Here is a 23,467-nt window from a genome sequence, read left to right as displayed (position 1 = left end):
GGATGGTGAACGGAACAGGGCGGTGCCGAGAGGGACCGCCCTTTTTCTTTGTGATCCGCCGACGCGCAACCTATCTGTCAGCCAATGCCAGACGACACCCATCGGAGAGACATGACCGACCGCAAGGAACCGCCGCACGAACCCGGCAAACCCGGCCCGCACGGCAAACCAGAGCCCGCCGATCGCGCGCTTACTCCGCGCAAATTCTACAAGGCTGAACAGGAAGCGGCCTTCTCCGAAGGCTCTCCCACCCACACGCCGCAGACCAGCCACCCGGCCTATCGCCTCGCCTTCCGCGACACCGATTTCCTGCTGCGCGACGATCTGCGTCCGGTGCGGTTCCAACTGGAATTGCTCAAGGCCGAAACGATGCTGGAAGAGGCTGGTGTCGGTTCGATGCTGGTCATTTACGGGTCGGCACGCATTCCCTCTCCCGAGGATGCCGAAGACCTGCTGGCCAAGGCCGACAGCGATCCGCGCGGGCGGGCGGTGATCGAGAGCCTCGCTGCCAAGACCAAGTATTACGAGGAAGCGCGCAAGCTGGCTTATATGGCGAGTGCGGCGGCCATCGTCGAAAACGGTGACCGGCAATTCGTCGTCTGTTCGGGCGGCGGACCTTCGATCATGGAGGCAGCCAATCGCGGCGCGCATGAGGCCGGGGCGGAATCGGTCGGCCTCAACATCGTTCTGCCGCATGAGCAGGCCCCTAACGAATATGTTACGCCGCGTCTGTCATTGCAGTTCCACTATTTTGCGCTGCGCAAGATGCACTTTTTGATGCGCGCGCGCGCGCTGGCGGTGTTCCCCGGCGGGTTTGGTACTTTCGACGAGTTTTTCGAAACGCTTACCCTCGTCCAGACGGGAAAGATGAGGCCAATCCCGATCTTCCTGTTCGGTCGGTCGTTCTGGGAAAAGGTCGTGAATTTCGAGGCACTGGCCGACGAAGGCGTGATCAGCCACGAGGATCTGAAACTGTTCCGCATCGTCGATACCGCCGACGAAGCGTGGGAGCGGATCGTGAAATTCTACAAGCTTAACCCGGCGACCAGTTTTTCCTGACCGCCTGATGGCCCAACGGACCGTGCCCGGCGCCAAAGCCGGGTGCGGCGAGCAGGGCGGCTCGGACGAAATCGCGCGCTCGTTCGATTGCGGCTTCCAGCGAAATTCCTGAACCCAACCCGGTCGCGATGGCGCTGGCCATGGTGCATCCGGTGCCGTGGGTATGACGCGTATCGATACGAGAGGCTGACCATTCCATCGGCTCGTTGCCGGGGCGATGCAGCCGGTCCTTCACGAACTCTCCGGGTGCGTCGCCGCCTTTGGCGAGGAAGGTGACGCCCTTTGCGATCAGGTTTTCGGCCCCACCCAACTTGGCCAATTCGGGATAGTTCGGTGTCGTCAGCGTCGCCAAATGCATAAGGCGTTCGAACGCCGCTATCGTATCCGCATCGGCCAGCACCGACCCACTAGTCGCGACCATTACCGGGTCGAAGACCACCGGCGCATCCACGTCTTCCAGCAAGTCCGCCAGGGCGTGCGCGATTGCGGGCGACCCGAGCATCCCGATCTTTACCGCATCCACGCCGATATCGTCGATACAACTCCGCGCCTGCGCTACGACCAAGTCCGGCGACAACACTTCCACCGCCTGCACCCCGGTCGTGTTCTGCGCGGTGATCGCGGTGATCGCGGTCATCGCGTAACCGCCCAGCATCGTGATCGTCTTGATGTCTGCCTGAATGCCCGCGCCGCCCGAGCTGTCGGACCCGGCGATGACCAGAACGCGTGGCGGTGTCGTCACCCCTGCGCGTCCCGCATATCGGCGCCTTTCAGCTGGTTCGCCTTGGACCGTGTGGGCCGATCGGTCAGTTCACCGCCGCACTTGGGGCAGAGGTCGTCCAGCTCGTCCGCGCATTCGGCACAGTAGGTGCATTCGAAGCTGCAGATGAAAGCCCCCGCCGCTTCGGGCGGCAGGTCGGTGTCGCAGCGTTCGCAGTGGGGGCGCATTTCCAGCATCAGGCGCTCGCTTCCTTTACGGCGTCGCAGATCGCGTCGACCACACTCTCGACCTCGCCCGCATCGTCGCCCTCTGCCATGACGCGCACGACAGGTTCGGTGCCGGACTTGCGGATGACGACCCGGCCCTTGCCCGCCAGCGTGCCCTCGCCATGCGCGATGGCGTCTTTCACCAGCGTCGTTTCCAGCGGATTGCCGGTGAACCGCACGTTCTTCAGGATCTGCGGCACCGGTTCGAACAAATGCAGCAATTCGCTCGCCGGTTTGCCCGACTGGACCAGAGCGGCCAGAACTTGCAGCGCGGCCACGGTCCCATCGCCGGTCGTCGCATGGTCGAGCAGGATCATGTGCCCCGACTGTTCACCGCCAACGTTGAAATCGCCCGCACGCATCGCCTCCAGCACGTAACGGTCGCCGACCGCCGTGCGCACGAGGCTCAATCCCTCGCTTTCCAGAAAGCGTTCGAGGCCGAGATTGCTCATCACCGTCGCCACCACACCGCCGCCGCGCAGGCGTTCCTGCCGGTGCCAGTCGCGCCCGATCAGCGCCATGATCTGGTCGCCGTCGACGGTCTTGCCCTTCTCGTCCACCACGATCAGCCGGTCCGCATCGCCGTCCAGCGCAATGCCGATGTCTGCGCCTTCTTCGACCACGCGGGCCTTGATCGCATCCAGCGCAGTAGAACCTACATCGCGGTTGATGTTGTGCCCGTCGGGGCTGACCCCCATCGACACAACCTCCGCACCCAGTTCCCAAAACGCGGGCGGGGTCACGTCGTAGGCGGCGCCATTTGCGCAATCGACGACGATCTTCAGGTCGTCGAGCCGGATCTGCGAGTTCAGCGAGTTCTTGACCGCGTGGATATAGCGCCCGCGCGCGTCATCGATGCGCCGGGCGCGCCCGATGTCCTCGGGCCGGACGAGCAGTTGCTCTTGGTCGATCATCATCTCGACCGCCAGCTCATCCTCGTCCGACAGCTTGAAGCCGTCGGGACCGAACAGCTTAATGCCGTTATCCTCGAACGGATTGTGGCTGGCGGAAATCATCACGCCCAGATCCGCGCGCATCGACCGTGCCAGCAGGGCCACCGCAGGCGTCGGCATAGGGCCGAGGAGGACCACATCCATCCCCACGCTGGTGAACCCCGCCACCATCGCGCTTTCCATCATATATCCCGACAGCCGCGTATCCTTGCCGATCACCACGCGGTGCCGGTGATCGCCGCGCAGGAAATAGGTGCCCGCCGCCTGGCCGACCTTCATCGCCATCGTCGCGGTCATGTTGCCCGAATTGGTCCGGCCGCGAATGCCGTCGGTGCCGAAATACTTGCGTCCCAAGCGTATGTCCTTCGCTGGTGTTCGTGCCGTTCCGCCCGTCATGGCACTCCACGCGGCGGAAATGAAGGGACCGGAAACGCTGCAAGTGCGAAAAATACCCGGATCTGCAACTTGACGCTGACAATCGCGTTTACATCTATGAACCGCAGACAACGACATTGAATCTTCAAGGAGCTTTCCTGATGGCTATTGCTTTTCCCGACCTTCCTTATGCACACGATGCGCTGAGCCCGGCGATCAGCGCCGATACGCTGCAGACCCACCACGGGAAGCATCACAAGGCCTATGTCGACAAGACCAACGCCGCCGTCGAAGGCACCGATCTTGCCGACGCGTCGCTGGAAGCAATCATCGCCGCTGCCGACGAAAAGGGTGACAAGGGACTGTTCAACAATTCGGCGCAAAGCTGGAACCACGCGTTCTACTGGCACTCGATGGCCCCCGAAGGCGGCGCGCCGTCGGGCGACCTGAAGGCCGCGATCGACGCCGCGTTCGGTTCGGTCGACGCGCTGGTCGAAAAGCTGCAGACTGCGGGCGCGGGTCACTTCGCGTCGGGCTGGGTCTGGCTGGCCGCCGATGCAGACGGCAAGCTCTCGGTCGAAGAAACCCACGATGCCGGTACGCTGGCAATCGGCGGCAAGAACCCGCTTCTCACGCTGGACGTGTGGGAACACGCCTATTACCTCGACCACAAGAACGTGCGTCCCGATTACCTCAAGGCGGTCAGCACCGGCCACCTGAACTGGGACTTCGCCGCAGAGAATTATGCGCGCGGTTCGATCTGGTCGTATCCCTCGGACTAATTCCGGAACGGATCACCGAAACGCAAAAGGCCGGGCAGCGATGCCCGGCCTTTTCGTTTGCGCGGCTGACATTTCGGTCAGGGTTCGGCCTCTTCCTGTCTTGGCAGAAATAGCGGCTCCCCGAACAAGAATCCAATGATGTTTGGATGGCCGAGATGTTCGATCAGCGCCATCAGAGTGATCAGGATCGGCATCGACAGGATCGCGCCCAGCACGCCCCATATCCACGTGAAATAGCTGATGGCGAGCAGGATCAGCACCGGATTGACGGTAAACCGAGCACCAAGGATCGCGGGGGTCACGGCATTCGCCTCTATCGCGTGAAGCGCCAGATAGGCCGCCGCCGGGGCCAGTCCCAGCAGAATTGTATCGGCACTGCCAAACCCGACGAGCAGCAGGATGCCCGTCATCGCCAGCGGGCCGAGATAGGGCAGGAAGTTCAGGATCGCCGCCAGACCGCCCCACATGATGGGGGCCTCCATGCCCAGCGCCCAAGCACCCAGCGCGGCGATCACGCCGACGCCCAGATTGATCAGGCCGACCGTCAGAATATAGCTCGCCACCCGGTCCTGCACTTCGCGCACGGCGCGTGCGGCCTTTAACGAAGCGCCGAATTCCGCACGTTCCAGCAAGAGCCGCCGCCGCATCCGGACCCGCGCCTCTATCATGAAAAACGCCATCAGCAGGGTCAGCAAGGTCTCGATCACGAATGTCGGCGTGGCGAGCGCAACCCGCTCGATCATCGACGGGGTGGCGACCACGACTTCTTGGCCCGACCGTTCTCCGGCCAATTGCCCGATCTGGCGGTTTAGATCGTTGATCCAATCGAGCTGCCCGCGCAGCTGCCCGAATGTCTCGCTGATCGACGCGGTCATTTCCGGCACCCGGTCGAACATGACGACCGCCGGTTGCAGGATCGCGGCGGCAGCCAATACCAGCACGGCGATGAACACCACAACCGCCATGAAAGAGGCCAGCACGTTTGGCAGCCCGATGCGCGCAAGGTGATCGGCCAGCGGCGAGAGCAGAATGGTCAGAACCAGCGCCGTCACAAAGGGCAGGAAGACCAACGAGCCGAAAGACAGGACGAACGGCAGGGCGAGAAACAGGCCGATGCCCGCCATCAGCAGCAAGGCCGACCCCAAACGCCCCAGATCGATATCGGGCATGGTGCGTCGCGCCGGGCGCTCGTCCGCATTCGATACGTCGCCCGCCAGCCGTTCCAGCTGGCGATCCTGCATCGATCCGCCGATCAGCGGTTCGTTGCCCTCTGATTCGTCCTGGTTTCCCGCGTTCACGCCGCCCCCCGGGCCGCGCCTATCGGCCGGCGTTGACTTGCGGCTCGGCCATGTCGTCAAGCTCGCCCATGATCGCGCCGTGCGCGGCGGCATCTTCGGTGGAGCGTTGCGGCACGTCGCCGTCTTCCAGCATCGAGTTCAACGCCGCACGGGCCCGGCCCACGCGGCTCTTGATCGTGCCGACCGCACAGTTGCAAATCTCTGCGGCTTCTTCGTAACTGAAGCCACCCGCACCAACGAGCAACAGCGCTTCTCGCCGTTCGGGCGGAAGAGTCAGCAGCGCGCGGTGCATATCCGACAGATGGATCGGGCCTTCCTGCCCGGCCGGGGCCGTCAGAATACGTTCGGCCACCGTCTCGTCGTAATCGGCGCGGAACCGGTTGCGGCGCATGTCGGTCAGGTACGCGTTGCGCAGAATCACAAAGGTCCACGCGCGCATCGACGTACCGGGCTGAAACCGCTCTTGCGCGGCCCATGCCTTCATCAACGCTTCCTGCACAAGATCGTCGGCCAGGTCGGGCCGTCCGCACAGGCCACGCGCAAAGGCACGCAGGTGGGGGATGACCGCAGTCAGCTCTTTCTTGAAATCGAAGTCGTCCGCTGCTTCGTCAGAACGCGGGGCGGGTTCGGCGGCTTGCCGATTCGCTTTGGCGCTGGACATCAGTCGTCCGAATCGAATTTGGACAGCAGATCGTCGAAGCTGTCAGGCAGCGGTTCTTCCACGACGGAATCGTAGAGCTGCCGGAGCCCGGCAGCCCAATCCGGTCGCTTACCGCTTTTCTTCGGCGGATGCGTATCGTTGGTTTTACCCTTCACGTCCCTCATTCGCTTTCCAGCGAGGTTTAGCCCCGCGATCCCGTTCCAGTCCGTCGAGCCGCCCGAAATTCCGGCAACCAGCGGAGCCGGGCGTCTTGAAAAAATGCTCGTCACTCAAACGGGAACGAAACCAGTGTGGAATTGTTCCCGGGATAGCGACCAAAACTATAAAGAGCCTTCCGTTTTGACCGATCACCTTTTGTGCGGCTGCGATGTCATGCGCGTTTACGCGCCCTGACGGACCGTGACGGGGGCATGACCGAAGCGACACCGATCAAGGCCGACCGCAAGGTCGAAGAACGCCGCGGACGCCGGGCCGATCCCCGGATCGGCCGCGTGCTGCGCGGTTTTGCGCACTATCCGCGCGCCCTGCCGATCGGGATTTTCGTGGCTATCGCAGCGCTGACCGCGGTGGGCGTCTGGGCAATCGAAAAGTCGCAGACGCAGGCCCGCGTGAACGAGTTGCAACAGATCGCCACCGCCGCGAGCAGCGCGCTGGAACGCCGTGCCAATGCCAACACGGCCTACCTGCGCGCGGGGGCCGCGCTGCTCGCCACGCAGCCAGAGATTTCCGCACCGATGTTCCAGACTTTCGTGGGACAATTGCGGCTCGACGCCAATTTTCGGGGTGCCGAGGGCATAGGCTGGGCTGCGCGGGTCGATAGCGCCGAGATACCCGCCTTCGAAGCGCGAATGCGCGAAATCGGGGCAGACAGCTTTACCGTGCACCCGCTGCCCCGGTCGGATCAGGCCTATGCGGTGCCGGTCACGTTTCTTCAGCCGCTAACCGAACGGAACCGACGCGCTCTGGGTTTCAACATGTTCTCCGAGCGCATCCGCCGCGCCGCCATGTTGGAGGCGGAGCGCCAGTCACGCCCCACCGCATCGGGCAAAGTCGTGCTGGTACAGGAAGGGCAGGAGGAAGCGATGCCTGGCTTCCTCAGTTATATGCCGGTGTTTGAAGTCAACGCCGCCGACGGCACGCGCCGCCTCAAGGGTTATGTCTACAGCCCCTTCAACGCGCAGGATTTTCTGGAATCCGCGCTGGAAGGTGAATTGCCGAACCGCGCGCATATCCAGCTTTACGATGGCGACATTCAGCCCGACAATCTCCTCGCCGAATTGCGGGTAGGGGAAACCGGGGGTGAGAGCCTGACCACCAGAGTCAACGTCGGCAATCGCGAATGGACCATGCGGGTTCAGTCGCTGAAGTCCTCGATGTTGTCCGAAATCGCGGTGATCGTCCTGCTGGCGGGCCTTGTCGTCGCGACGCTGGCGCTGGCCATTGCATGGCTGCTGACGCGGCAGGCCGCCGATGCGCGGCAAGTGATCGGCATTCTTGAGGAACAGGCCGCGATCCGCAACTCGCTGACCCGCGAGTTGAACCACCGGGTGAAGAATACACTGGCCAACGTCCTGTCCATCGTCTCGCTGACGCGCCGCCGCGCATCCGATCTGGATAGCTTTGCAACGTCGCTCGACGGGCGCATTCGCGCATTGTCGGCAACGCATGACCTGCTGACCCAGTCGGAATGGGGGACGACCCCGGTTCGCTCGGTGATCGAGGTAGAGATGGCACCCTACGCCTTGGGCCGTGAGTCCATTGTCGAGATGCAGGGCCCGCCGGTCGACCTTGCGCCCAACGATGCGCTGTCGTTGGGCCTCGCGATCCACGAACTGGCGACAAATGCGGCCAAGTTCGGCGCTCTGAGCGTTCCGGATGGGCGGGTCGAAGTGGTCTGGGATCTGGTGTCGGACAACCTCGTCCGCGTCCGCTGGCAGGAAAGCGGCGGGCCGACGGTGCCGCAGGACCGCCCACGCGGCTTCGGTACCGAACTGATCGAGAAGATCGTCGCGCACGAATTGCGCAACCCCGTAGACCTCGTCTTCGAACCGGGCGGCGTGCGGTGCACGATGCTGATCCCGGTGCGTACCCGATCCGAATTCATGATCCGCGCACGCCGCGACGCCGACAGGGTGAAGAAGGACTAAAGCCTAGCACCACGACAGGCGGTCTGTTGGCCCATCAACCGTACAACGAAAAACGCCGGCCACCCGCTTGCGGGGTGACCGGCGTTTCTCCTGCGATCAGGTTGGGATCAGGGCAGGGGTCGGCTCGATCCGAAGAACAGCGCCTGGCTGATGGCCGCGCGCACCGTCGATTCCTGGAACGGCTTGGTAACCAGATAGGTCGGTTCCGGGCGATCGCCCGTGAGCAGGCGTTCCGGATAGGCGGTGATGAAGATAACCGGCACCGAACCGATGGCGAGAATGTCGTCCACCGCATCAAGGCCCGAGGATCCGTCGGCCAGCTGGATATCGGCCAGCACGAGGCCCGGCATTTCCTTGTCGATCACGTCGCGCGCCTGCGTCCGCGTCGCCGCAGTGCCGCAGATGTCGTGACCCAGCGAGCGGACAAGGTCCTCCAGCTGCATCGAGATCAGCGGTTCGTCTTCGATGATCAGGACGTTGGTCGTCGATTCGCGGTCGATCTCGGCCACGGCCTCTTGCACAAGGTTTTCGACCTCGTCCTCGCTCAGGTCCATTATCTCGGCCGCCTGCGCGATCGAGAAGTCCTCAAGCGTAGTGAGAAGCAGCGCCTGCCGGTTCATCGGCGTGATCGCGGCAAGGCGTTCCTGTGCCGCCGCCTCATGATCGGCAAGAACGGTTTCCCCGTCCGCCACCTGCAGAAATGCGCTTGACCACAGCTTGTTGAAGGCCCGGTACAGCGGCACGCGGCCGCCTTCGTCCAGGCTTGCCTTCAGGTCGGCATCGGCAAGAATAGCTTCGAGAGTTGCCCGCACGAAAGCATCGCCGGTGCTCTGAGAGCCCGAGAGTGCGCGTGCGTAGCGGCGTAGATATGGCAGATTGGCGGCAACCTTGGCCCCGAGAGACATGCAAGCCCTTCCCGTTAATTGGATCGAGTGCCGAAACGCGCGCGCGAAACGACGGTTCCCGGATTTTCTTGTCGGGCAACTTAAAGTCTTGCAAAATATGTTAAGATTGTCTCTCAGGGCCTGAGGTTAATCAGGGTAACGCGGGGTCATGTCGGTGAGCGTGGGTCGTTCGACTGTAGAGTGCCGGGAATGCCCGTTGCTGGGCTGTCCAGGTTTGCACAATCCGCCGGCGGACAAACTGGACCTGATCCAGACGTTCAAAAGCGGAGAGGTCGCGGTCGATCGGGGTGGACAAGTCCTGATTCAGGGTACGACCAGCGCGCATGTCTATACCGTGCTGGAGGGTGTGCTGATCCGCTTTCGCCTGCTGGACGACGGGCGGCGGCAGATCATCAACTTCCTGTTCCCCGGCGATATCGTGGGCCTTCAGGCGGCACTGAACGAGCCGATGACCCACGGGATCGAGGCGCTGATCGACGCGCGCCTCTGCACCTTCCCCCGCGATGCGTTCCGCAGCTTCATCAGCGGTTTTCCCGAACTCAGCTACGATCTGATCTGGCTGGCCGCCAAGGAAGAGGCCGCGCTGGAAGAGCACCTTGTCGCGCTGGGTCAGCGCAATGCACGCGAACGGATCGCCTATCTCGCGCTATTCCTGATCGAGCGGGCGGAGGGCACCTGCATGACCGACGGGCCGCACAAGCTGAACCTTGCCGTTACGCAGAGCCAGATCGCCGATATGCTGGGCCTGTCTCTGGTGCATACCAACCGCTCGCTCCAGACCCTGCGCCGCGAAGGGCTGGTCCGCTGGACCCTGACCGTGATCGAGATCCCCGACATGGAGGCAGTGCGCCGTTACGTGCAGGTTGACAGCAGCCTGACGCGAAAGCGGCCCTTTATTTGATTTTTAAATGTCTAATATTCAATGGTTTATGATTTTTTTTTAAGCGTCGCGAAAAAGAATCGGCAAGCGGTGGAACCCATTTCCGGGTAGCGCATTTTAGTCATGTCACCGCCGAGACCCCCCTCCCGTCCAAGCGGCCGGTGATACGATCCCGAAAGGCCTTCGTTCCCTAACAGGGGGAGCGGAGGCCTTTTACTTTCCGCTCGAGATTTCCGATCTGCGCCAGCGAGGCATGCGCAAGAAACCGCCTGCCCGATACGAGCGGCGGTCAACTCCGGTCATACGAAAATCAGTCGGACGTAATCGCGCCCTTGATCTTGGCGAGCAAGCCTGTGCGGCGCGTACCCGCAACGGCGGAGATCAACGCCTCTGGCGCATAGGGTTTGGCCAGAACCGTGCCCAGTTCGGCGATGTCCTGCGGGATCGCCTCTGGATTGCCGGTAGAGAACACAATGCGCGGCGGTTGCGGGCCCAGTTCGGTAACCAGCTCCGCCACGGCCCAGCCGTCATCACGGTCGACCAGATGCACGTCGAGGACGAGCACGTCGGGCTTGCTCTTTTCCAGTGCGGCAAGCGCCTGCTTCGTGCTGGAGCATACCGTGACATGGGGCGACCCTGCTTCGAGCAGGATATCCTCTATCGACAGCGCAAGGATCGGATCGTCTTCGACCACGAGCGCCGTACCGATCTTGCGATCGGCCTGCTTCGGCGGTTTCGTGGTGGTCATCCGGTGTCAACATCCCTGCTGCGGCGCAAATGCCGCTATCGGGAAAACAACGTCGAATTCAGCCGGTCCGTTCCCGCAATTGCGAAGGTTTGCGCGAAAAATCGCCGCCCCCGATCACAACGCCTTGCCGTAAATCGTATATTCGCGATTGATGTCGGCATCGATCGCCTCGGCAATGGCGTTCATGCCCTGATTGTCGTCAAGGATCCAGCCGATCTCGCTGCGCGTCGTGCCATAGTCGCGGATCGCGTTCAGGCGGATCTTCTCGATCATCATGAAGGCCAGCTGGCTGGCAAGGCGAGAGCTTTGCAGATGCTTGCGTACGCCCATCAACGGCACGCGCATGGCCGCATTGGTTGGTTTGCGAATCCAGTTCAGCAGGCGAACCCAGCCGAACGGGAACAGCTTGCCGCCAATTACCTTGATCGGCTGGTTCACGTCGGGCAGCGTCATCATGAACGCGACCGGCTCGCCCTCGTACTCTGCCACCATGATCAGGTCTTCGCGGACCAGCGGGCGCAGCTTCTTGCCGGTATAGGCGACTTCGGCATCGGTGATCGGCACAAAGCCCCAGTTCGTGCTCCACGCATCGTTCAGGATGTCGAGGATCAGCGCCGCTTCCTGATCGAACTTCGCCTTGTCGACTTCGCGGATGCGGATTTTCGCGTTCTTCTGGCCAGACGTGATGATCCGCTGGATCAGGGGCGGAAAGCCGCCGCTGACGTCGAGGTCAAAGGTGCGCAGCGTCTTGGCCGGGGCATAGCCCTGCGCCTCGATCCACGGTTGGTACTTGGCAGGGTGGTGGCCCATCATGACCATCGGGGGATGATCGTGCCCCTTGGTCAGCAGGCCCGGTTCCTCCCAGATCGAAAGGCTGATCGGGGCCAGAACCCGCGTCATGCCCTTGGCGCGCAGCCAGTCCTCCGCCGCGGCGATCAGGGGCGCGGCGACGGCTTCGTCCTCCGCATCGAACAGGCCCCACATGCCCGTGCCGGGGCCCATGCCCTGTTCCACCGGCATGGTCAGCGCCAGCTTGTCGATATGCGCGGAAATGCGCCCGACAACGCGGCCATTGCGACGTGCGAGGAAAAACTGGTGATCGGCGTGCTGAAAGAACGGGTTCTTCGACGGATCGAGCATTTCCGCCGCTTCGGAGCGGAGCGGCGGGACCCAGTTCGGGTCATCGCCATTCAAGCGATAGGCGACGTCCAGAAACGCTTTACGGTCGGCCTTGCCCTCAACCGGTGCAACGACCAGCGCGCCCGAAACGTCGCCCATACTGTCTCCGTAAACTTCGGATGGCCGTCAGGCGGCCTTATCCGTCTCGCTGGCCTTCGCTTGATCGCGGCCCTTCAGCGGGTCGAACCCTTCCTTGCCCATCGCGCGGCGGCGCGGGTGGCCCGATGCGATACCGCCCGACAGGTTCTTGACCCACGGCCACTTCACCGCAATCGCCTCGTCATAGCCAAGGTTGAACACCGTGGGCGAACGCTTGGGGCGATCCTTCTTCTCGTAATAGGTGCCCAGCACCCGGTCCCAGAAGTAGTTGGTGATGCCGTAGTTGCCGTCTTCATCGAAGTAGTGATGCTCCACATGGCGCTGCTTCATGTACTGCACCCACTTCCACTTCGGCTTGAACGCCAGATGCTGGATGCAGTGCATGAACTCGTAATAGCACGTCGTCAGCAAGCCCCCGGCAAAGGCCGCTGCCAGACCGCCGATGCCGCCGATGGCATAGCCGATCGGTGCGGTTGCGATGAAGATCGTAGGCACGGTGGTGTGCAGCGCACCGAACAACACCTCAAGATGGTTCGGATCCTGATGGTGGTCGTAGTGAATGCGCTTCCACGTGCCGGCCAGCGGCTTGATCTTGTACATCCACTGCCCGTGCAAAACATACTGGTGAAGCAGGTGCCAGACCAGCGGATAGACCACCATCGCCGCACCGAACGCCAGCGCCGCGCGCAGCGGCGTCGTCGGCCAGATCGCGAAAGCGACGACACACAGTGCGGTCAGGCCAAGATAGGCGATGATCGTGTAATGCTGAAAATAGGCGACGATCAGGCCCTTCAGCGTCATCCGGTCGAGATAGTGCGACCGTTTCCAGAACGGCAGCGCGGATTCGTCCACGGGTGCGGTTTCGTCGATCGGATTGCTCTGTACCTGGGCCATAGTCTTTATCTTGCGCTTTCAAATTCGCGTTGGGCAAATTCGCGTCGGGGGCGGCCCTTAGCACAGCGGATGGCAACGGCGCCAGCGCGCGCGGGCCATGCGGTTTACGGGTCGCAACAGGCGTGACTATCGCGCCACGGCTGAACGGGTGGTGAGCGGTGTGTTGCAGATGCGAAAAGGGCCGCAACCCGGCGGTTGCGGCCCTCTCTTCCCCTTTGATCGCGTGGATCAGTCGGTAACGGTCATCGACGGATCTTCGTCGATATCGGCCGTGACCGAGGTATCGCCATCGTTGATCTGGGCATCAAGGCCGTCTTCGCTGACCGTCAGCGAGTCGCCATCACCTTCTTCGACCGGAGCAGTCATCGCGGTGTCGGCGGTGGTGTCGACGGCAGCAGTGTCATCGGCCATCGCAGCGTCTTCGGCAGCGGGGGTCGTTTCCGAACCGCAAGCGGCAAGACCAAGGGCCGAAACGGCGGCGAGGGCGGGCAGAATGATCTTTTTCATAGTCAGCGTCTCCAAATTGTGGCGCAATTGAGGCAGAGACGCACGAACCTGCCACATTGTTCCCAAAAAGATTTTACTCCTCGGTTTTAAGCAACACCAGTTCGCCGATCAGTGCGAACAGCAGGAACGGCGACCATGCCGCCAAGAACGGCGGATATCCGCCGAAATTACCGATGGCGAGCGCGGCGTTGTCGACCACGAAATAGGCAAAGCCCAGCGCCATGCCGATCACCGCGCGCACAAACAATTGCCCTGATCGCGCCAGCCCGAACGCAGCCACCGCGCCTAGCAACGGCATCAGCGCCGCAGACAACGGCCCGGAAATCTTGTGCCACCAGCGGCCTTCCAGCTCCTCCGTCCGACGGCCCGCATCCTTCAGCGCATCGATCGATTTGCGCAGCGTCACGATATCCTGCGCATCGGCGTTGACCGAGCTGATCGCGATCTCGCGCGGAGTTATTCCAGCACCCACGACGGTATCCGGCATCGTGTCGAGCTTGGCCGTGGAGACCGTGAACCGGCGCGGGGCGGACAGTTCCCAGCCATCGCCCGTCCAGCGCGCATCGGTTGCTCGCCACTGTTCGGTCAGCATCAGGTTCGGGTCGCGGCGGTACCACGTCACGCCGCCCAGCCGCATGGCATCACCGCTGCCGACCGCCGTGCGCGCGACAAGGATCGCATCGCCGTCGGCCATGTAGATATTGCTCTTGATGCTCGACCCAACGGGCACCGGCCCCCAGTCCGCCTTTTCCCACGCGCTCAGCGTCGCGGTGGCGCGGGTGACGATGCGTTCATTGAACCCGAAACTGAGCAGCGAAACCAGCGCCGCCGTCAGCACCAGCGGCGCAAGGATCTGGTGCGCGGAAAGTCCCGCGGCTTTCATGGCGATGACTTCGCTGTTCTGGTTGAGCGTCGCCAGCGTCAGAATCGTCGCCAACAACACCGAGTAGGGCAGGAACCGTGCCACCAATTGCGGCGCGCGCAGCGAGACATAGGTCCATAGCTGCGCCTCGCTGTTTCCGTCGACGGCAAGGATCTCGCCGCTCGTGCCCAGCAGATCGAGAATCTGGAGCACCAGCACCAGCATCGCCAGCACCGCGAAGATGCGCACGACAAAGGTCTTCGCCAAATAGACGGTCAGCCGCCACGAGGGGAGAAAATCAAGCCGCATCAGGCGCGCCCCCGTCCTTTTCCTCGGCCATGCGCTTCAGCTCTTTCCGCCCGGTCAGGCGCATGAGGCGGAACACCGCGACCAGTTTCTTGGTCACGACCGACGCCCCCGTTTCCAGCCAACCGATGGCTTGCCCCCCCGGCACATAGGCCACGCGCCAATACATCCAGCCGATCAAGGCACCGAACAGAACGAACGGCAGCCACAGCGACACCAACGGGCTGACGAGGCCAAGCGCGGCCACGTCCTGCCCGTACTGGTTCACCTTGTGATAGGCGACGACCATGACCACCGATACGAACACGCCAAGCGCGCTGGTCGAACGTTTTGGCGGGATCGCCAAGGCAACGGCGAGAAGCGGCAGGAACAGCATCATCACCACTTCGACCAGTCGGAAGTTGAAGCTGGCAAGGCTTTCGTTGCGAAGATCCTCATCGACCTGATCGTTCCAGCCGATCTGCAACAGTTCGGGCAGGATATATTCCCGCTCCGCCCCGCCGCGATCGCGGAATTGTTCGATTTCCGGCAGGTCGATGGGAAGGTCATAACTGCTGAACGACAACACGCGCGGCGTGTCGATGTCCGGCTCGTCTTGAATGATCGTGCCGTCGGTCAGGCGCAGGATGATCGTATTCTCGTCATCGGCATTGGCCAGAAACCGCCCACCCCGCGCGCTGATCGACAGCAGGTCGCCATCGTCATCGGTGACGCGCGCGAAGATACCGCCGAGTTCGCGCCCGTTGTCGCGGCTTTCTTCGATACGCAGCGCGGTCCGGTCCTGTATCGAATTGAACTCGCCGACATCGATCGACGCGCCCAACGCCCCCGACGACAGTTCGAAGGCCAGTCGCTGGTAATCATAGCGCGAGACCGGCTGCACCCAGTAAACCAGCACGAAGTTCAGGATCACCAGCGCAACGGTGATGATGTACGGAACCTTCAGCAACCGGGTATACCCCAGCCCTACCGCGCGCATCACGTCCAGTTCCGAAGACGTCGCCAGTTTCCGGAACGCAAAGAGAATGCCCAGCATCAGGCCCAGCGGTATCGCAAGGCTCATGTATTCGGGCAGCAGGTTGGCCAGCATCTGAAACACGACGCCGATGGGTCCGCCCTCGTTGGCGACCACTTCGAACAGGCGCAGCATCTTGTCGAGAATCAGCAACGACGCGGCGAGCACCAACGTACCCAGCATCGGCATCAGCACGAGCCGAAAGATGTAGCGGTCCGTCGCGTTGAAGAATCTGCTCAACAAAGGCTCTGCTGGTCGTTTCGTCTGGCCCGGCGGGCTAGCTTGCCTGCCCCATATAGGCAAGCATCGGGTGCGTCACCAGTTTTGCCGCCAATCGCCCCGGAAAAGAGGCGCGCGATCAGGCCTTTTCAAGCGTGCATTGCAGCGGGTGCTGGTTCTGACGCGCGAAATCCATCACTTGGTTCACCTTGGTTTCGGCGATCTCGTAGGGATAGATGCCGCACACGCCCACGCCGCGTTGATGCACGTGGAGCATGACTTGCGTCGCCTGTTCCATGTCCATGCGGAAGAAACGCTTCAACACCAACACGACGAATTCCATCGGCGTGTAGTCGTCGTTGAGCATGAGCACTTTGAACTGGCTCGGCTTCTTGGGCTTGGCGCGCGTTTTCGTAACCAGATCGATCTGGCCCGCCCCGCCGTCACCCTCGTCGTCGTCGCCTTTTTCACCCTCGTCGATGGCGGTGATTCGGACGCGCGCAGCATCAAACGCAGTCAAAGGGCCGGGCACGATGCCGCCTTGGGGGATATCCAACAGTCTTGCCATGGTCAGGTCAGAATATCGTATCGCGGCTCTCGTTAACAAGTCTTTCGCGACAGTTGATCCAATTCGGGCTGTAACTTCGTACGGTTTTCCCGGCCCAAAACCGAAGACGGGGCCGGACCGGGACGTATCCCGGGGCCGGCCCCGTTACTCGGGAATGGCATCGAACAGGGGGGCTGATCGATACCGGGGGTCTGCGTTACCGACCCGATGAAGGTGCCCGGATCAGGCGGCCTTCATCTTTTCCATGGCGATCGAAACGCGGCTCGACAGCGGCTGGGCGGCGTCGTTGGCCAGCTTCAGCATGCTCTCGGTGTTCTTCGACGCGGCGGCAACCGACTTGTCGAAGTACTTGCGCATCATCGCGCTCTGCAGCTGGAAGAAATCGGTCGGCGATTTAACGGCGGCCATTTCCTTGACCTCTGCGGTCATGGATTCGAATTCGGCCTTGGAATCGGCGATCATCGAACGACCCATTTCCTGCATGCCGCTGGCAAAAATCTTGCCCGATTCGACCATGGCTTCGACATTGCCCTTGGTGAATTCGGTGACGTCGGAGACCATGGCGGTGCCCTTTTCGTACGCAGCCTTCGACTTTGCAGTCATGTCGGCCATGGCGTCCTGGAAACCTTTGGTCATCGCTTCGGGGGTAGTCATCGTTACAAACTCCTGCGTGATCGTTTTCATTGTCTTCATTGGCGCGGCAGCCGCTGCGGCGGCTACCTTTGCGGGGGCGGCTTCGGCTTCCTTCGCCGCTGCCGGAATGGGGGCCGGCTTGGCGGCGACCGGCGCCGGAGCAGCCGGTTTCGGTGCAACCGGCTTTGCCGGGGCGGGCTTCGGCGCAGCCTTTGCCGCTGCGGCCTTGGCTACGGCGGGCTTTGCAGCCGGCTTTTTCTTGGCAGCCGTCTTCAACGCCGCCTTGGCATTTGTCGAACCCTTGGGGCGACCGCGCTTCTTTGCGGGTGCGGGCTTTGCCGCTTCCGGCTTGATGACGGGCGCCGCCTTTGTCGGTGCGCCTTCGTCCTTGGTCTCGGCCATCGAACTATCCTCGCTTCACGAATTCAGTGCGGCGAGAGGGAAATTCAATCAGGCCCTCCGTCCGCGACAGACCCATTTCACGGGTCATGTTGCACTGCACAATAAGTGTTGAGGGCGCTCGAGTCAATGAAAAATTGTGCGTTGCACAAAAGTCGTAGGTGGTCCGCCCCGCCATCGGGGCAGACCATCGCAGCGCTTTGTTACCGCGCCTTTACGTAACGGCCCGGCGCGTCTTCGATCACCGTGTCGCCACGCCCGCCGGGCTTGCGCTTGCCCGTTGCCTTGGTGGTTGCGGGGTCGATTGCATCGATCCATCTGATCCAGTCCGGCCACCAGCTGCCCGGCGTTTCGACGGCTTGGGCCTTATAGGCATCCAGCGTGTCGGGCACCTCGGGCTGCTCGGCATCGGGCTCGCCGATGGACCAGTACTGGTACTTGCCCGACGACGGCGGATTGACGACGCCCGCGATATGCCCCGATCCCGCCAGCAGGAACCGCTTAGGCCCCGACAAGTGCCGCGTCAGTTTCCAGACGCTGGGCAGCGGGGCGATGTGATCGTCGACCCCCGCCTGAATATACGACGGCGTGACATTGCGGCGCAGGTCGATCGGCGTGCCATCGGCGCTGAGCGCATCGGGCACGACCAGCAGGTTGTCGTGATACAGATCCTTCAGGTACTCGCGGTGGAACCGCGCGGGCAGGTTGGTGCTGTCGCCGTTCCAGTAAAGCAGGTCGAACGCGCTGTAGTCCTCACCCAACAGGTAATTCTTGGTGACGTAGTTCCAGATCAGGTCCGGGCTGCGCAGCAGGTTGAACGCCAGCGCCAGATAGCGCCCGTCGACATACCCCTCGCCCGCCAGCGAATCGATCATCTTCAGCTGAGCCTCGTCGATAAAGGCCTTCAGCTCACCCGCCTCGGTAAAGTCGACTTGCGCGGTGAAATAGGTCGCGCTGGCAACCTTGTCCGCCTCTCCCCGGCGGCCCAGCACCGAGAGCGTCGCAGCCAGCGTCGTACCCCCAACGCAATAACCGATCGTGTGGACCGACGGCACCTTGAACCGTTCGCGCACGACATCGATCGCCTCGATCTGGGCGCGGATGTAATCCTCCCACGCGATGTCGGCCATCGACGCATCGGCGGACTTCCACGACACGAGGCAGACGGTCAGCCCCTGATCGACCGCCCATTTCACGAAGCTTTTCTTCGGACCAAGATCGAGGATGTAGAATCGGTTGATCCACGGCGGGAAGATCAGCAACGGCGTCTTGCGCACACTCTCCGTCGTCGGGCTGTACTGGATCAGCTGGAACAGCGGGGTTTCGTGGATCACCTTGCCCGGCGTCGCGGCGATATTCTCGCCCAGCACGAAGGCATTCTTGTCGGTGTGGCTGAGCTTACCCGCCTCCAGGTCAGCGATCAGGTGTTCCATACCTTTGACGAGGTTCTCGCCGCCCGTCTCCAAGGTCTTTTCGATCACCAGGGGATTGGTCAGCGGGAAATGCGCCGGGCTCATCGCCTCGGTCGTCAGTCGGGTAAAGAACTTGAGCTGTTCCTTGCGCTCCTTGCTCAGCCCCTGCGCCCCCTCGGCCGCGTTCAGCAATTGGTCCGACAGCATCAGGTAGGCCTGATGCAGCACCGCGAAGAGGGGGTTTTCCTGCCACTTCGGATCGCGAAAACGATTGTCCTTGCGCGGCAGTTGCGCCGATTCGCCCATGCCGAACTGGCCCAGCATCGTGTCCCACACGGCCATACCCTCGGCGAAAAGCTGCGTCTGTTTCTCGTCGCCGCCAATGGGGTATTGCGAAAGCCAGCGCCCCGCCATGTCCAGCCAGCGGGCCGGGTCGACGATGCCCGACGATGCGATCGCTGGCTGATTCTTCAGGAACGATCGCCACATCTCGTTCAGATTTCCGGCCACTGCCTGCCAGTCGACATCGTCACCGGTGCCGTCGGATGTGGGTTCGCCCTCATCGCTCGACTGGCCCAGAAATGCCCCGAACATCGCCTTGGTCGACGCGTCCTGAAACGCAATCATATCCTTCATCGGACCGTCGAACATCTGCAGGAAGGGACCGGCCATCAAAGAGGGCAGGAAATCCATCGGCGCATTGCTGGTGGGCGGCGGCGTTCCCGCATCGTCCATGCCGCGATCCTTGTCCTTCGTGCCCGATGCCATCGTGAAACTCTCCCGCGCTCGCCCTTTTGTGCAGTGCAGCAAAACAAAGATCAACCGTGCTTTTCGTCAAGTCGGCAGAATAATCTTGCGCCCGGTTGCGCGTCAGCGCAATGCCGCCCATGGTCTAAGGCCGCGATGCCTTGCCATCGTATAACTACCCATAACCCGGTCATTTTGGCCCTTTTGAGACAAGTCGAGAGATGGACAACGAGTTCTACCGCATAAAACGCCTTCCGCCCTACGTCATCGCCGAAGTCAACGCGATGCGGGCAGAGGCGCGTCGTGCGGGCCGTGACATCATCGACCTTGGCATGGGCAACCCCGACCTGCCCCCGCCCCAGCATGTCATCGACAAGCTGTGCGAAGTGGCGATGAAGCCCGACGCGCACGGCTATTCGCAGTCGAAGGGCATTCCCGGCCTGCGCCGCGCACAGGCGAACTATTACGCCCGCCGCTTCAACGTAGAGCTGGACCCGGAGCGTGAGATCGTCGTCACCATGGGATCAAAGGAAGGGCTGGCCAGCCTTGCCACCGCGATCACCGCGCCGGGCGACGTCATCATGGCGCCGAACCCCAGCTATCCGATACACACCTTCGGCTTCATTCTTGCGGGCGCGACGATTCGCGAAGTGCCGACCACGCCCGACGAGAAGTACTGGACCGCGCTCGACAACGCGATGCGCCACTCGGTGCCGCGTCCCACGGTGCTGATCGTCAACTATCCGTCGAACCCGACGGCAGAGACGGTCGATCTCGCATTTTACGAACGACTGGTCGCCTGGGCGAAGGAGAACAGCGTCTGGATCCTGTCCGACCTCGCCTATTCGGAGCTGTATTACGACGGCAATCCGACCCGCTCTATCCTCGAGGTGCCAGGGGCCAAGGACGTCGCGGTCGAGTTTACCTCGATGAGCAAGACCTATTCGATGGCTGGATGGCGCATGGGCTTTGCGGTCGGCAATCAAAAGCTGATCGCGGCACTGACCCGCGTAAAGTCGTACCTCGACTATGGCGCGTTCACGCCGATTCAGGCGGCGGCCTGTGCCGCGCTGAACGGACCGCAGGACATCGTCGAAAAGAATCGCAACCTCTATCAAAAGCGCCGCGATGTGATGGTCGATGCCTTCGCCCGCGCCGGTTGGGACATCCCCAGCCCGCCCGCGTCGATGTTCGCATGGGCCCCGCTGCCACCAGCGCTGAGAGACATGGGCAGCCTCGAATTCTCCAAGCAGCTGCTGACCGAGGCAGAAGTCGCGGTCGCCCCCGGTGTCGGCTATGGCGAGCAGGGCGAAGGCTATGTCCGCATCGCGATGGTCGAAAACGAACAGCGTCTGCGACAGGCGGCGCGCAACGTAAAGCGCTGGTTCCGTTCTATGGGCCTCAATACCTGACAAATCGGGTTTGGGTGCAATCGGGTGCAATTGCCCGATTGCATGGCCCGCAAAGACTCGCTAGGTGCGCCGCTCACCAGTGGTGCGGCCCGATGGCGGAGTGGTGACGCAGCGGACTGCAAATCCGCGCACGCCGGTTCGATTCCGGCTCGGGCCTCCACCGGTGAATGATCCCGAACGGGTCAATGACATGGTCGGCCGCTTTAGCTCAGTTGGTAGAGCACATCATTCGTAATGATGGGGCCACAGGTTCGAGTCCTGTAAGCGGCACCAGTCCTTCGCCTCACTCCCCTTCAGGAAACGCCAACGTTACGCGCAGGCCGGGTTCGTTGTCCTCTATCGACAGGCGCGCGCCGTGGGCGCGGGCGATGGCGGCAACCATGCTGAGACCCAGTCCGTCACCCGGTAAATCGTGGGCCAAGCTGCTGCGGTAGAACGGTTCGGTCACGCGGGCGCGCTCTTCCGGCGACAGCCCCACCCCGGTGTCGGCCACGGTGATCGTGACGCCTCCGGTCTTCGATGCGACAATTTCAACGCTGCTGCTGGGCGGCGTATGTTTCAGCGCGTTGTCGATAAGGTTGCTCAGCGCCTGAAACACCAGGTCGACGTCGAACGCGGCGATCAGCGGCCTTTCCGCTTTAACCGTCAAGGCGATGCCGCGTACTTCGGCGACGGGTTGGTACAGCTCGACCACGTCCTCAACTATGGTCACCACATCAGCGGTCTTGCGCTGGATCGCGTGGCGGCCCTGCTCGATGCGAGAGATACGCAGGATCGCGGCGAAAATACGCTGCAACCGCGCCGCCTCCATGCTGGCGTCGCCGATCAAGGCGGGCAGGCCGGGATCGCCGGGCGGGCGCTTCTCGATCTCCTCCAGCTTGCCGACCAGCCGGGCCAGCGGCGTGCGCAATTCGTGGGTGATGTGATCGGATACCCGCTGAACAGCAGCGAACAGCGTCTGGATCCGTTCCAGCATCAGGTTCAGCGTATCTCCCAATCGGTCGAAGTCGTCATTCGTTCCGCGCATCTCCACCCGCCCGGTCAGGTCGCCTTCCATCACCAGCAGCGCCGCGCGGGTTACCGAATCGATGCGCTTGCCGATGGCCCGGCTCATCAACCAGCCGCCGGTCAAGCCGAGGATCAGGGTGCCGACAACCAGCCAGAAAGAGGCCGCCTCCAGCTGTTCGCGCAGGCGTGTGATATCCTCCACATCGCGACCGACGATCAGGCGAGTGCCGTCGGGGATCGTTTGGTCGAGAACCAGCGCGCTGTAGTCGATCTCGTCCCCTTCGGTCAGGATGTCGGCTTCCATCAGGTTCAGTCCCTCAATCGACCGCGATGGCCAACTGGGCAGGTTGCGACTGAGCACGGTGCCATCGGACGCGATGACCGCATGGAACGGTTTACGATCCGCACGCTCTTTCGCACGCCGGTTCAGCAGCTGGATCGTTTCGCCAAGGCCCCTTGATCGCGCGATAGTCTGGTAAGCCTCCGCCTCGGTCGTGACGCTGGCGCGCATCGCGTCGAGCGGGCGTTCGTATCGTATCCAGTAGATCGCGCCGATCAGGACCACGACCGAAATCCCGAACAGCACCGCATAGAGAACCGCGAGCCGGAACGAGAGACTGCGGAACAATCGGCTCATTCGCTGCGCATCACGTAACCGACGCCGCGCACCGTGTGGATCAGCGGATCGGCTTCCCCGGCGGACAGTTTTTGGCGCACCTTGCTGATATGCTGGTCGATAATGTTGGTCTGCGGGTCGAAGTTATAGTCCCACACGTTTTCCAGCAGCATCGAACGCGTTACCACCCGGCCCGCATTGCGCGCCAGATAGGCTACGATGCGCAGTTCGCGCAATGTCAGGTCGATCCGCTTGCCACCCCGGCTGACCACGTGGGCGCCCAGATCGATGACCAGATTGCCGACGGTCAGCTTGTCCGACGTTTCCGCCAGCATCGGCCCGCGCCGCCCCAGCACCTCTACCCGGGCTAGAAGTTCCGACGTTGCGAAGGGCTTGGCCATGTAATCGTCGCCGCCCGCGCGCAGGCCCTTTATCCGTTCGTCCACATCGCCCAGCGCGCTGAGGATCAGGACCGGGGTGGTATCGCCGGTCGCACGCAAGGCGGCCAGCACCTTCAACCCGTCGAGCGAGGGCAACATCCGATCGAGCACGATCAGGTCGTAGGTCTCGCAAGTCGCGCGGACCATGCCTTCGCGGCCGTCGTGCTGAACCTCCACGATATGACCCACTTCGCGCAGGCCCGCAGCGATATGGGCGGCGATCGCTTCGTCGTCTTCGATCAGGAGTATCTGCATGGGTCGGGGCATAAAGGCTGTGGGGCGTCGGATTCGGTCTTACTGCAGGCGTCGGCTCTATTGTGCCCGGAATCTGCGAAGATGGGCAAAATCAAATAATC

The 23,467-nt window shown here is 62.4% G+C and carries 23 protein-coding genes and 2 tRNA genes; 7 read left to right on the top strand and 18 right to left on the bottom strand.

Annotation, left to right across the window (positions count from 1 at the left end; all coding sequences use genetic code 11):
• Window positions 1-111 precede the first annotated feature (111 nt).
• Window positions 112-1,059 (top strand): LOG family protein, encoded by a 948-nt coding sequence (locus tag AB433_RS01390; RefSeq protein WP_082134736.1) that lies wholly within the window; start codon window positions 112-114, stop codon window positions 1,057-1,059.
• Here the strand turns inward: AB433_RS01390 and thiD are convergent.
• Genes thiD through glmM form a run of 3 tightly spaced genes read right to left on the bottom strand, consistent with a single transcriptional unit; the run spans window position 1,034 to window position 3,353 of the window.
• Entirely contained in the window at window positions 1,034-1,801 is a 768-nt protein-coding gene (thiD, locus tag AB433_RS01385; protein ID WP_047819624.1) for a bifunctional hydroxymethylpyrimidine kinase/phosphomethylpyrimidine kinase, read from the bottom strand. The two genes, AB433_RS01390 and thiD, sit on opposite strands and share 26 nt — an antisense overlap.
• Window positions 1,798-2,016, bottom strand: coding sequence for a DUF1272 domain-containing protein (locus AB433_RS01380; protein WP_047819623.1), 219 nt, complete (start codon window positions 2,014-2,016; stop codon window positions 1,798-1,800). Before AB433_RS01380 ends, thiD begins: the two co-directional genes overlap by 4 nt.
• Window positions 2,016-3,353: a phosphoglucosamine mutase gene (gene glmM / locus AB433_RS01375; protein WP_047823023.1), complete on the bottom strand. Its 1,338-nt coding sequence runs from the start codon at window positions 3,351-3,353 to the stop codon at window positions 2,016-2,018. The genes AB433_RS01380 and glmM overlap by 1 nt, the downstream gene beginning before the upstream one ends.
• 182 nt (window positions 3,354-3,535) lie before the next feature.
• On the opposite strand from glmM, the gene AB433_RS01370 reads away from it, so the two are divergent.
• Entirely contained in the window at window positions 3,536-4,156 is a 621-nt protein-coding gene (locus tag AB433_RS01370) for a superoxide dismutase (RefSeq protein ID WP_047819622.1), read from the top strand.
• A 77-nt stretch (window positions 4,157-4,233) separates the two neighbouring features.
• Here the strand turns inward: AB433_RS01370 and AB433_RS01365 are convergent, their stop codons facing one another.
• From AB433_RS01365 to AB433_RS20755, 3 genes are read right to left on the bottom strand one after another with little or no spacing between them, the layout of a single operon-like run.
• Complete coding sequence (locus tag AB433_RS01365; RefSeq protein WP_245626549.1) at window positions 4,234-5,454, bottom strand: AI-2E family transporter; 1,221 nt, start codon at window positions 5,452-5,454, stop codon at window positions 4,234-4,236.
• 19 nt (window positions 5,455-5,473) lie between these two features.
• The gene (locus AB433_RS01360; protein WP_047819621.1) at window positions 5,474-6,115 is read right to left on the bottom strand and encodes a sigma-70 family RNA polymerase sigma factor; all 642 of its coding nucleotides are present in this window, start codon (window positions 6,113-6,115) and stop codon (window positions 5,474-5,476) included.
• Window positions 6,115-6,279 (bottom strand): NepR family anti-sigma factor, encoded by a 165-nt coding sequence (locus AB433_RS20755; protein ID WP_169749287.1) that lies wholly within the window; start codon window positions 6,277-6,279, stop codon window positions 6,115-6,117. Before AB433_RS20755 ends, AB433_RS01360 begins: the two co-directional genes overlap by 1 nt.
• Before the next feature lie 246 nt (window positions 6,280-6,525).
• Here AB433_RS20755 and AB433_RS01355 point away from each other — a divergent pair, with 246 nt between their 5' ends.
• Window positions 6,526-8,262, top strand: coding sequence for a CHASE domain-containing protein (locus AB433_RS01355; RefSeq protein WP_082134735.1), 1,737 nt, complete (start codon window positions 6,526-6,528; stop codon window positions 8,260-8,262).
• Between the two features lie 107 nt (window positions 8,263-8,369).
• Here AB433_RS01355 and AB433_RS01350 read toward each other — a convergent pair whose 3' ends face one another.
• Window positions 8,370-9,167, bottom strand: a complete 798-nt coding sequence (locus tag AB433_RS01350) for a response regulator (RefSeq protein ID WP_047819620.1) — start codon at window positions 9,165-9,167, stop codon at window positions 8,370-8,372.
• A gap of 154 nt (window positions 9,168-9,321) precedes the next feature.
• Here AB433_RS01350 and AB433_RS01345 point away from each other — a divergent pair, with 154 nt between their 5' ends.
• Window positions 9,322-10,068 carry a Crp/Fnr family transcriptional regulator gene (locus tag AB433_RS01345; protein WP_169749286.1) on the top strand — a complete coding sequence of 249 codons (747 nt, stop codon included), beginning with the start codon at window positions 9,322-9,324 and terminating at the stop codon, window positions 10,066-10,068.
• Between the two features lie 289 nt (window positions 10,069-10,357).
• Here AB433_RS01345 and AB433_RS01340 read toward each other — a convergent pair whose 3' ends face one another.
• The 9 genes from AB433_RS01340 to AB433_RS01300 form a co-directional block, all read right to left on the bottom strand.
• Window positions 10,358-10,795, bottom strand: coding sequence for a response regulator (locus AB433_RS01340; RefSeq protein WP_047819618.1), 438 nt, complete (start codon window positions 10,793-10,795; stop codon window positions 10,358-10,360).
• Window positions 10,796-10,909: 114 nt separating this feature from the next.
• The gene (locus AB433_RS01335; protein ID WP_047819617.1) at window positions 10,910-12,073 is read right to left on the bottom strand and encodes a hypothetical protein; all 1,164 of its coding nucleotides are present in this window, start codon (window positions 12,071-12,073) and stop codon (window positions 10,910-10,912) included.
• Window positions 12,074-12,100: 27 nt separating this feature from the next.
• On the bottom strand, window positions 12,101-12,967 hold the full coding sequence (locus AB433_RS01330) for a sterol desaturase family protein (protein WP_047819616.1): 867 nt from the start codon (window positions 12,965-12,967) through the stop codon (window positions 12,101-12,103).
• 228 nt (window positions 12,968-13,195) lie between these two features.
• Window positions 13,196-13,474 (bottom strand): hypothetical protein, encoded by a 279-nt coding sequence (locus AB433_RS01325; protein ID WP_047819615.1) that lies wholly within the window; start codon window positions 13,472-13,474, stop codon window positions 13,196-13,198.
• Window positions 13,475-13,547: 73 nt separating this feature from the next.
• Entirely contained in the window at window positions 13,548-14,645 is a 1,098-nt protein-coding gene (lptG, locus tag AB433_RS01320; protein WP_047819614.1) for an LPS export ABC transporter permease LptG, read from the bottom strand.
• A complete protein-coding gene (gene lptF / locus AB433_RS01315) occupies window positions 14,635-15,897 on the bottom strand; it encodes an LPS export ABC transporter permease LptF (protein WP_260181899.1) in 1,263 nt (420 codons plus the stop codon). The genes lptG and lptF overlap by 11 nt, the downstream gene beginning before the upstream one ends.
• A gap of 118 nt (window positions 15,898-16,015) precedes the next feature.
• Entirely contained in the window at window positions 16,016-16,444 is a 429-nt protein-coding gene (gene clpS / locus AB433_RS01310) for an ATP-dependent Clp protease adapter ClpS (protein WP_082134733.1), read from the bottom strand.
• A gap of 222 nt (window positions 16,445-16,666) precedes the next feature.
• Window positions 16,667-17,479, bottom strand: a complete 813-nt coding sequence (locus tag AB433_RS01305; RefSeq protein ID WP_053058927.1) for a phasin family protein — start codon at window positions 17,477-17,479, stop codon at window positions 16,667-16,669.
• Between the two features lie 200 nt (window positions 17,480-17,679).
• The gene (locus tag AB433_RS01300; RefSeq protein ID WP_425389117.1) at window positions 17,680-19,560 is read right to left on the bottom strand and encodes a PHA/PHB synthase family protein; all 1,881 of its coding nucleotides are present in this window, start codon (window positions 19,558-19,560) and stop codon (window positions 17,680-17,682) included.
• 296 nt (window positions 19,561-19,856) lie between these two features.
• Here AB433_RS01300 and AB433_RS01295 point away from each other — a divergent pair, with 296 nt between their 5' ends.
• From AB433_RS01295 to AB433_RS01285, 3 genes are all read left to right on the top strand, one after another.
• Complete coding sequence (locus tag AB433_RS01295; RefSeq protein ID WP_047819613.1) at window positions 19,857-21,047, top strand: LL-diaminopimelate aminotransferase; 1,191 nt, start codon at window positions 19,857-19,859, stop codon at window positions 21,045-21,047.
• Between the two features lie 86 nt (window positions 21,048-21,133).
• Window positions 21,134-21,207 (top strand) — tRNA-Cys (locus AB433_RS01290).
• 37 nt (window positions 21,208-21,244) lie between these two features.
• A tRNA-Thr gene (locus tag AB433_RS01285) sits at window positions 21,245-21,320 on the top strand.
• A gap of 10 nt (window positions 21,321-21,330) precedes the next feature.
• Here the strand turns inward: AB433_RS01285 and AB433_RS01280 are convergent.
• Window positions 21,331-22,692, bottom strand: coding sequence for a HAMP domain-containing sensor histidine kinase (locus AB433_RS01280; RefSeq protein ID WP_047819612.1), 1,362 nt, complete (start codon window positions 22,690-22,692; stop codon window positions 21,331-21,333).
• A complete protein-coding gene (locus AB433_RS01275; protein ID WP_047819611.1) occupies window positions 22,689-23,366 on the bottom strand; it encodes a response regulator transcription factor in 678 nt (225 codons plus the stop codon). The genes AB433_RS01280 and AB433_RS01275 overlap by 4 nt, the downstream gene beginning before the upstream one ends.
• Window positions 23,367-23,467: the final 101 nt, after the last annotated feature.

The organism is Croceicoccus naphthovorans (assembly GCF_001028705.1).
GTDB lineage: Bacteria > Pseudomonadota > Alphaproteobacteria > Sphingomonadales > Sphingomonadaceae > Croceicoccus > Croceicoccus naphthovorans.
The sequence above is the reverse complement of the archived record's forward strand: the minus strand, read 5'-3'. Positions and strand labels throughout refer to the sequence as shown.

What these genes read in the sequence shown, in the direction of transcription:
- AB433_RS01355 (WP_082134735.1), top strand. Translation starts at nt 6,526, where the DNA reads ATGACCGAAGCGACACCGATCAAGGCCGACCGCAAGGTCGAAGAACGC.
- AB433_RS01390 (WP_082134736.1), top strand. Translation starts at nt 112, where the DNA reads ATGACCGACCGCAAGGAACCGCCGCACGAACCCGGCAAACCCGGCCCG.
- AB433_RS01370 (WP_047819622.1), top strand. Translation starts at nt 3,536, where the DNA reads ATGGCTATTGCTTTTCCCGACCTTCCTTATGCACACGATGCGCTGAGC.
- AB433_RS01275 (WP_047819611.1), bottom strand. Translation starts at nt 23,366, where the DNA reads ATGCAGATACTCCTGATCGAAGACGACGAAGCGATCGCCGCCCATATC.
- AB433_RS01295 (WP_047819613.1), top strand. Translation starts at nt 19,857, where the DNA reads ATGGACAACGAGTTCTACCGCATAAAACGCCTTCCGCCCTACGTCATC.
- AB433_RS01340 (WP_047819618.1), bottom strand. Translation starts at nt 10,795, where the DNA reads ATGACCACCACGAAACCGCCGAAGCAGGCCGATCGCAAGATCGGTACG.
- AB433_RS01280 (WP_047819612.1), bottom strand. Translation starts at nt 22,692, where the DNA reads ATGAGCCGATTGTTCCGCAGTCTCTCGTTCCGGCTCGCGGTTCTCTAT.
- AB433_RS01305 (WP_053058927.1), bottom strand. Translation starts at nt 17,479, where the DNA reads ATGGCCGAGACCAAGGACGAAGGCGCACCGACAAAGGCGGCGCCCGTC.
- lptG (WP_047819614.1), bottom strand. Translation starts at nt 14,645, where the DNA reads ATGCGGCTTGATTTTCTCCCCTCGTGGCGGCTGACCGTCTATTTGGCG.
- AB433_RS01330 (WP_047819616.1), bottom strand. Translation starts at nt 12,967, where the DNA reads ATGGCCCAGGTACAGAGCAATCCGATCGACGAAACCGCACCCGTGGAC.
- AB433_RS01350 (WP_047819620.1), bottom strand. Translation starts at nt 9,167, where the DNA reads ATGTCTCTCGGGGCCAAGGTTGCCGCCAATCTGCCATATCTACGCCGC.
- AB433_RS01325 (WP_047819615.1), bottom strand. Translation starts at nt 13,474, where the DNA reads ATGAAAAAGATCATTCTGCCCGCCCTCGCCGCCGTTTCGGCCCTTGGT.
- AB433_RS01300 (WP_425389117.1), bottom strand. Translation starts at nt 19,560, where the DNA reads ATGGCCGGTCCCTTCCTGCAGATGTTCGACGGTCCGATGAAGGATATG.
- AB433_RS20755 (WP_169749287.1), bottom strand. Translation starts at nt 6,279, where the DNA reads ATGAGGGACGTGAAGGGTAAAACCAACGATACGCATCCGCCGAAGAAA.
- AB433_RS01380 (WP_047819623.1), bottom strand. Translation starts at nt 2,016, where the DNA reads ATGCTGGAAATGCGCCCCCACTGCGAACGCTGCGACACCGACCTGCCG.
- AB433_RS01360 (WP_047819621.1), bottom strand. Translation starts at nt 6,115, where the DNA reads ATGTCCAGCGCCAAAGCGAATCGGCAAGCCGCCGAACCCGCCCCGCGT.
- clpS (WP_082134733.1), bottom strand. Translation starts at nt 16,444, where the DNA reads ATGGCAAGACTGTTGGATATCCCCCAAGGCGGCATCGTGCCCGGCCCT.
- AB433_RS01335 (WP_047819617.1), bottom strand. Translation starts at nt 12,073, where the DNA reads ATGGGCGACGTTTCGGGCGCGCTGGTCGTTGCACCGGTTGAGGGCAAG.